6 protein-coding genes are annotated in these 6,789 nt (G+C 58.0%); 3 read left to right on the top strand and 3 right to left on the bottom strand.

What is annotated here, in order from left to right:
- Positions 1-181 precede the first annotated feature (181 nt).
- Together AO277_RS13415 and AO277_RS28535 are read right to left on the bottom strand one after the other, a co-directional pair.
- Positions 182-1,507 (bottom strand): OprD family porin, encoded by a 1,326-nt coding sequence (locus tag AO277_RS13415; RefSeq protein WP_044318158.1) that lies wholly within the window; start codon positions 1,505-1,507, stop codon positions 182-184.
- A gap of 452 nt (positions 1,508-1,959) precedes the next feature.
- A complete protein-coding gene (locus AO277_RS28535) occupies positions 1,960-2,184 on the bottom strand; it encodes a hypothetical protein (RefSeq protein WP_004663296.1) in 225 nt (74 codons plus the stop codon).
- A gap of 217 nt (positions 2,185-2,401) precedes the next feature.
- Between AO277_RS28535 and AO277_RS13405 the strand changes: the two genes are divergently transcribed.
- Together AO277_RS13405 and AO277_RS13400 are read left to right on the top strand one after the other, a co-directional pair.
- Positions 2,402-2,731: a DUF2790 domain-containing protein gene (locus AO277_RS13405; RefSeq protein WP_004663292.1), complete on the top strand. Its 330-nt coding sequence runs from the start codon at positions 2,402-2,404 to the stop codon at positions 2,729-2,731.
- Between the two features lie 279 nt (positions 2,732-3,010).
- Complete coding sequence (locus AO277_RS13400) at positions 3,011-4,270, top strand: cation:proton antiporter (RefSeq protein WP_004654928.1); 1,260 nt, start codon at positions 3,011-3,013, stop codon at positions 4,268-4,270.
- Here AO277_RS13400 and AO277_RS13395 read toward each other — a convergent pair whose 3' ends face one another.
- Complete coding sequence (locus tag AO277_RS13395) at positions 4,271-5,170, bottom strand: AraC family transcriptional regulator (RefSeq protein WP_044318157.1); 900 nt, start codon at positions 5,168-5,170, stop codon at positions 4,271-4,273.
- A 281-nt stretch (positions 5,171-5,451) separates the two neighbouring features.
- Here AO277_RS13395 and AO277_RS13390 point away from each other — a divergent pair, with 281 nt between their 5' ends.
- On the top strand, positions 5,452-6,768 hold the full coding sequence (locus AO277_RS13390) for an ABC transporter substrate-binding protein (RefSeq protein ID WP_044318156.1): 1,317 nt from the start codon (positions 5,452-5,454) through the stop codon (positions 6,766-6,768).
- Positions 6,769-6,789: the final 21 nt, after the last annotated feature.

Genomic DNA, 6,789 nt, shown 5'->3' with positions numbered 1-6,789 from the left:
TTTGGTCGGCATACATGCACCTCTAGCTACATGTTATGCCCGAACACAAAATTTCTGACAGTCTCGCTACATGTTATGCTCGAACACAAAATTTCTGACAGTCTCTTGCCATCAGTCGTCTCCTTTCTAGCCCGTCCAATTGTGAAGCGCCCCAAAGGACGCCTCACTCAATCATCCCCCCTCAAAGCACACTCAACGGATACTCCACAATCACCCTCACCTCATCCAGATCCGATTCGAACGCCGTGGCACGAGTCGTTGCCTGGCGCACGCGCAGCGACAGGTCTTTCAGCGCTCCAGTCTGCACGATGTATTTCGCTTCGATATCGCGCTCCCAGCGTTTCTGGTCGGTCAGCGGGTTGCCTTGTGCGTCGCGGCGCATGTAGGTGCTGTTGGCGTTGGAGTAGTCGGCGTCGGTGCCTTTGCCGTAGCGGGTCATGAATGACAGGCCGGGCACGTCGAAGGTGGACATGTCGAGGTTGTAGGTGACCATCCACGAGCGCTCTTTGGGTGAGTTGAAGTCGCTGTACTGGATGGAGTTGGCCAGGTAGATGGAGTCGGACTGCCGGAGGTAGTCGAAATCGTCATCACCTTCGTTGCGCTGGTGCGAGAGCGACAGGGTATGCGCGCCGTATTGCAGGGCGAGTTTTGCGCTCCAGATGTCGTTGTCGAATTCGCCGAGCAGTTTTTTGCCTTCGTCGGTGGCGTTGTAGTAGTTCAGGCTGCTGGTCAGCGACAGGTCGTCAGAGAGCGGCAGCACGTAGGACGCTGAAGCGTATTTCTGATCCCAGGCGTCTTTGAGTCGGCTGGTGTAGAGGCCAAGACTCAGCCTGTCGGTGGCCTGATAGTCACCGCCGAAGTAGGCAACCCATGGAGAGTCCACGGCACCGCCGTAGAAGGTGACGAAACCGTCGCGCTGGTTGCTGGAAACGGGCTGGCTCATGGAGTGCAGGCGACCGCCTTGCAGGGTCAGGCCGCTGATGCTGTTGTTGACGGCGGTAACGCCGCGAAAGCTTTCCGGCAGCAGTCGGGAGTCGCCGAAGGCAACCACGGGGGTGGAGGGAAAGACATCGCCCACGTTGACGACGGTGTCGAAGGCTCTGGCCTTCAGCGAGCCACCTACCTTGGTGTATTCGTCACGGGCGCTGCCTTCCCCATCGACCGGCAGCACGTCAAATGCGCTGCGGCCGCCGTTGCGGCCGTCACCGGTGTCGAGCTTGATACCGATCATGGCAAATGCATCGACCCCGACGCCGAAGGTGCCTTGAGTAAAGCCTGACTGGAATCGCCCGATAATACCTTGCGCCCACGCTTCGGAGTAACCATTGCCGGTAGGGCTGGATTCGCCGTTGCGGTGGTCGCGGTTCATGTAGAAGTTGCGGTTGAGTACCGTCAGCGTGCTGCCTTCGATGAAGCCTTCTTTTTGCTCTTCGGCGAATACGGCAACCGGTGCGACACCGGCGAGGGTCGAACACAGGGCCAGTGATAGAGTTTTAAGTTGAGTCATGTGCGCTCCGTCCAATCGGCAGATTGTTATAAACATGTCGATCTGGCTGTTTTTATTAACCCGAGCGCTGCCAGTGGGGCACAATCTTGAAGTGGCGAAGATAACGCCGAGGTGACGGGAAGATTACAAATATGAAAGGAAGTGCATTACAGCACGCATTTACTCAATAAAAATAAAATACGCTTTGACCGGTGTAATCAGACATTCAAGATAGGACGCAGGGCGTCCAGAACGGCATTCCATGGTTCAAGTGCGTTCCTTCTGGCGGCTGTACCGGCCTTTTCGCGAGCAAGCTCGCTCCCACGGGCGCTGGAGCACGGGCGTGATAACGATTTGTGTAGATACGGGAATAAAAAAAGCGCCCCGAAGGACGCTTAAAGATTCGCCCCGACCAAAGGAGCAGGGAGCTACAAAGGGCGAATGGGGGTGCAGCGGGTCGGGCATCAAAGGCATCAGCCTTCGGACTTGGTCGACCGCTCGGCCTTGGCGTTGTCGTCTGTGTTGACGTAGCGCTCGGCTTTGTTGCTGCTGTTCTGTTCCTTGAAGCGCAGTTCCTGTGCAAGACGCATCTTGTCAGCCGCTGTGCTTGCGTACTCGTTGCCGTCGTCGGCGAAGGCTGCAGTGGCGGACAAGGCAGCTACGGCGAAAACCATCGACTTGATCAGTTTCATCATCATTACCTCTTTCGGTGTGTAAGGAGTTCCTTAAAAGCGCAGTGCTCGTCAGGGATGAAACAAGCTTACGTCCGGGTAGCTAACAGGAAGGTGAGCAGAGAATGACAATACTGTTAGAAAGCTGACATCTGCGAGATTACCGATTTGTAATGTTTCAGCCACTTTCCGGTTAGTGCGCACTTGGTAAGGTTGAACCACATTCAAACGGAGACAAAAGAAAATGCGCACCGCCAAATCGTTGTTACTTGCTCTGGTCATTCTTTCGCCACTGAGTGCTTACGCTTACACCACTGATGAAGTCAAAGCCACCACAGTGATCAAGGAACACCAGGCCAGCGTGCAGAAATACGCGGCTATCCATAACAAGCCGATGCCGGAGATCAAGGAGTACAAATACGGAATGAAGCTCGACGTCGCCAAGGTCATTCGCAAATCCCCGGATCTGCAAACCTGTAGCGTGATGCCGAAACTGATGACCTACGAGGACTCCAAAGGCAAGTTGAACACCGTGCAGTACCAGGTCCTGAGCGGGTGCAGAAACAGCCAATGATTCTGAACCTGCCAGGGAGGCCACCCACTGTTACATCCCCCATCAGCCCGGACCGTTATCCGGGCTGACTTTTTTGTGTCTACAATGCCCCGCTTCTTGCGCTTTCAAGTCTGCCTCATTCACTGATTCCTGCCTTTTTTGCAACATCACCGCATCGGCGTGGTCAACGCAAACCCCACTGTGTCGTGTCGCGATGTGTCTGGACATGGATCCGGTCCATCAAACACAGGCTCGGTTACGGTGATCGAGACACTGCACTTACGGATTCTGGAATGACGGATGCTTGAACTTGCTGCTGGTTTTATCTGCCTCACTGCGCTGCTGACCTATGTGAACTATCGCTTTATCGGTCTGCCGCCCACCATCGGCGTGATGGTGACCGCGCTGATGTTCTCTTTGCTGCTGCAAGGACTGAGTTTTCTGGGCTATCCCGGTCTGGAAGATCGCGTACAACAGCTGATCGGTCAGATCGACTTCGGCGACCTGCTGATGAACTGGATGCTGTCCTTCCTGCTGTTCGCCGGGGCGCTGCACGTCAACCTTGCCGACCTGAGAAGCTATCGCTGGCCCATCGGCCTGCTGGCAACCTTCGGTGTGCTGATTGCCACCACCGTGATCGGCGCGCTGGCCTACTGGATCTTCGCCCTGTTCGGCTGGCACGTCAGCCCGCTGTACTGCCTGCTGTTTGGTGCGCTGATCTCGCCCACCGACCCGATTGCCGTGCTCGGTGTGTTGCGTACCGCCAACGCCTCCAAACCGCTGAAAACCACCATCGTTGGTGAAAGCCTGTTCAACGATGGCACGGCGGTGGTGGTGTTCACCGTTCTGCTGGGTATCGCGCAGTTGGGCGAGACGCCGACGGTTGGCGAAACCGCCCTGCTGTTCGTCCACGAAGCGGTCGGCGGTGTGCTGTTCGGCGGCCTGATCGGCTATGCCGTGTACCTGATGATCAAAAGCATCGAGCAGTATCAGATCGAAGTCATGCTGACTCTCGCACTGGTGATCGGCGGCTCGGCGATGGCCTCCGAGCTGCATGTGTCAGGCCCTATCGCGATGGTCGTGGCCGGGCTGATCATCGGCAATCTGGGACGTAATCTGGCGATGAACGACATGACCCGTCGTTACATGGACGGTTTCTGGGAGTTGCTGGATGACATGCTCAACGCGCTGCTATTCGCGCTGATCGGCATGGAGTTGTTGCTGTTGCCGTTCTCGTGGCAGCACCTGATTGCGGCCAGCCTGCTGGCAGCGGCGATTCTGCTGTCGCGCTTTGTCACCGTGGCCCCGGCTATTCTGCTGCTGCGTCGCTGGCGTAAGGTGCCACACGGTACGATCCGCATCCTGACCTGGGGCGGCTTGCGCGGCGGTGTCTCGGTGGCACTGGCGCTGGCCTTGCCCACCGGGCCGGAGCGCGACCTGCTGCTGAGCATCACCTACATCGTGGTGTTGCTGTCGATCCTCTTGCAAGGCCTGACGATCGGTAAGCTGGTGCATGCCGTCACCCGTTCGCCTCAGGCGAAAGAGCCGGCAGAGCATTGATCAGACGGATGCAGCGGCGCGCCGGTACTCACTGGGCGTCTGCTGCATCTCCACGCGGAAATGCCGGTTGAAGTTGGACAGGTTGGCGTAACCCACTTCAAAGCAGATGTCCGACACCGACATCTCGCTGTGCAGCAGCAACCGGCAAGCCCGCTGGACCCGCAGTTTGCGCATCAGGTCGATAAAACAATGCCCGGTGGTGCGTTTGAAGAAGCGCGAAAAGCCCGGATCACTCATGTCCAGCCGTTGCGCGATGACTGACAGACGAATATCGCTGGTCAATTCAGTCAGCAGATAATCGAACGCCTTGTTGATTCGCTCGGAACTGCGCGCATCCAGGGTCGGTGCATACCAGGCGCTGGCCAGCAGACGAGCCTCCTGCACAGGCGCCTTCATCAAGGTATTGACCAGTTGCAGGAACAGGATCAGCCGTTCCAGGCCTTGTGCCGGACCGATCTGTTCAAGCAGGCGCGCGGCCTGCACCGCTGTTGCACCGGTGAACTCGAGGCCACGTCGCGCCTGCTCGAACAGACGCTGCAAATCGCCTATCTCCGGTAGCGTGCCGCGCAAGGCCAGCAACGCGGCACCATCAAACTGCAGAACCACGTCCCGCCCGGGCAGATGCTCACCGGGGGCCAGATCGCCAATCCAGTCATGCGGCAGATCCGGGCCGATCAGGGCCACATGCCCTGCCGCGAACTCACCGATGTAATCCCCGGCCACCAGCTTGCCGCTGCCTTGGCGGATCAGATGAATTTCGAATTCCGGATGATGGTTCCAGCGCGCCAGTGCGTAGGGATAGTCATGCTCGTACCAGCGAAAGCAGTGGTCGGGCTGCGGGAGAATAACCTCAAGCTCGGCAGGGCGCTGCTCGAACAAGGCGGCTCGGCTGTCAGGCACTGGATGCCCCTTTTATCGTTATGAATGCGCTGTGGACAACTAAACATACGCCCTGCCGCTCGGCCAGTGCTAGCTCACAATTAATCCGCCACTGATACTTTTTTGCTTTCAGAGCGCCGCGTGGCAAGCGGTTAAAAAAGTATCAGCCGATCGTTCGCCGTGCGTTTGTTCAGGCCGCAACAGGCTGCTGTAATCAAGCCGTCCACCATGGTGATTCAGCCGTGGCCAACAACAAAAACAATGACTCCCGCCAGCCAAGGCGCGGGATGGAGTGCCCTGAGATGAACATCCGCAAAGCGCTTTTCCTGTCAGCGGGCGTGTCCGTCGCCCTCAGCAGCATGGCCGCGCAGGCCGCCGAGACCGTTACCATCGCTACCGTCAACAACGGCGACATGATCCGCATGCAGCGCCTTTCGAAAATCTTCGAACAGCAGCATCCTGATATCAAACTCAATTGGGTAGTGCTGGAAGAAAACGTCCTGCGCCAGCGCCTGACCACCGACATCGCCACGCAGGGCGGCCAGTTCGACGTGCTGACCATTGGCACCTACGAAACGCCACTGTGGGGTGCCAAGCAATGGCTGGAACCAATCACCGGCCTTGCGCCCGAGTACGAACTGGAAGATATCTTCCCCTCGGTGCGCCAGGGTTTGTCAGTCAAGGACACGCTCTATGCCCTGCCCTTTTATGGCGAAAGCACGATCACCTATTACCGCACCGACCTGTTCAAACAGGCAGGTCTGAGTATGCCGCAGCAGCCAACCTGGACCCAACTGGGTGAGTTCGCGGCGAAGCTGCATCAGCCCGACAAAGGTATTTACGGCATGTGCCTGCGCGGCAAGGCCGGTTGGGGCGAGAACATCGCGCTGCTGAGCACCATGGCCAACGCGTTTGGCGCGCGCTGGTTCGGTGAGCAATGGAAGCCCGAACTGACCAGCCCGGAATGGAGCAAAGCGGCGAATTTCTACGTCGATACGCTGAAAAAGTATGGCCCGCCGGGCGTGTCGAGCAATGGTTTCAACGAAACCCTCGCGCTGTTCAACAGCGGCAAATGCGCCTTGTGGGTCGACGCCAGCGTGGCCGGCTCCTTCACGACGGACAAGGAACAGAGCAAGGTGGTCGACAGCGTCGGCTTCGCACCTGCGCCGGTTGAAGTGACCGACAAGGGCTCTTCGTGGCTCTACGCCTGGTCGCTGGCGATACCGGCCACCTCAAAGCACAAGGACGCGGCCAAGACGTTCATCACCTGGGCGACGTCCAAAGCCTATATCCAGTTGGTCGCCGAGAAAGACGGCATCAGTAATGTACCGCCAGGCACTCGAACTTCTACCTACAGCGAGGCCTATCTCAAGGCTGCGCCGTTTGCCAGCGTCACGCTGCAAATGATGCAACACGCCGACCCGGCGCACCCCTCGGCCAAGCCTGTGCCTTACGTCGGCATCCAGTACGTGACCATTCCCGAGTTCCAGGCCATTGGCACGTCGGTCGGCAAGCTGTTCTCCGCTGCCGTGACCGGCCAGACCACCACTGAACAGGCGCTCAGCGCTGCACAGGCCGTCACCGAACGCGAGATGAAACGCGCCGGTTATCCGAAGTAAAGCTGCGGCCCTCAACTGTAT

It is taken from the genome of Pseudomonas amygdali (assembly GCF_002699855.1).
Classification (GTDB): domain Bacteria; phylum Pseudomonadota; class Gammaproteobacteria; order Pseudomonadales; family Pseudomonadaceae; genus Aquipseudomonas; species Aquipseudomonas amygdali.
Note: the sequence above shows the minus strand (reverse complement) of the source record. Positions and strands in the feature narration are given on the sequence as shown.

Bases quoted from the DNA above. Each gene is read 5' to 3' on its own strand.
- AO277_RS13415 (WP_044318158.1), bottom strand. From the start codon at position 1,507: ATGACTCAACTTAAAACTCTATCACTGGCCCTGTGTTCGACCCTCGCC.
- AO277_RS28535 (WP_004663296.1), bottom strand. From the start codon at position 2,184: ATGATGATGAAACTGATCAAGTCGATGGTTTTCGCCGTAGCTGCCTTG.
- AO277_RS13405 (WP_004663292.1), top strand. From the start codon at position 2,402: ATGCGCACCGCCAAATCGTTGTTACTTGCTCTGGTCATTCTTTCGCCA.
- AO277_RS13400 (WP_004654928.1), top strand. From the start codon at position 3,011: ATGCTTGAACTTGCTGCTGGTTTTATCTGCCTCACTGCGCTGCTGACC.
- AO277_RS13390 (WP_044318156.1), top strand. From the start codon at position 5,452: ATGAACATCCGCAAAGCGCTTTTCCTGTCAGCGGGCGTGTCCGTCGCC.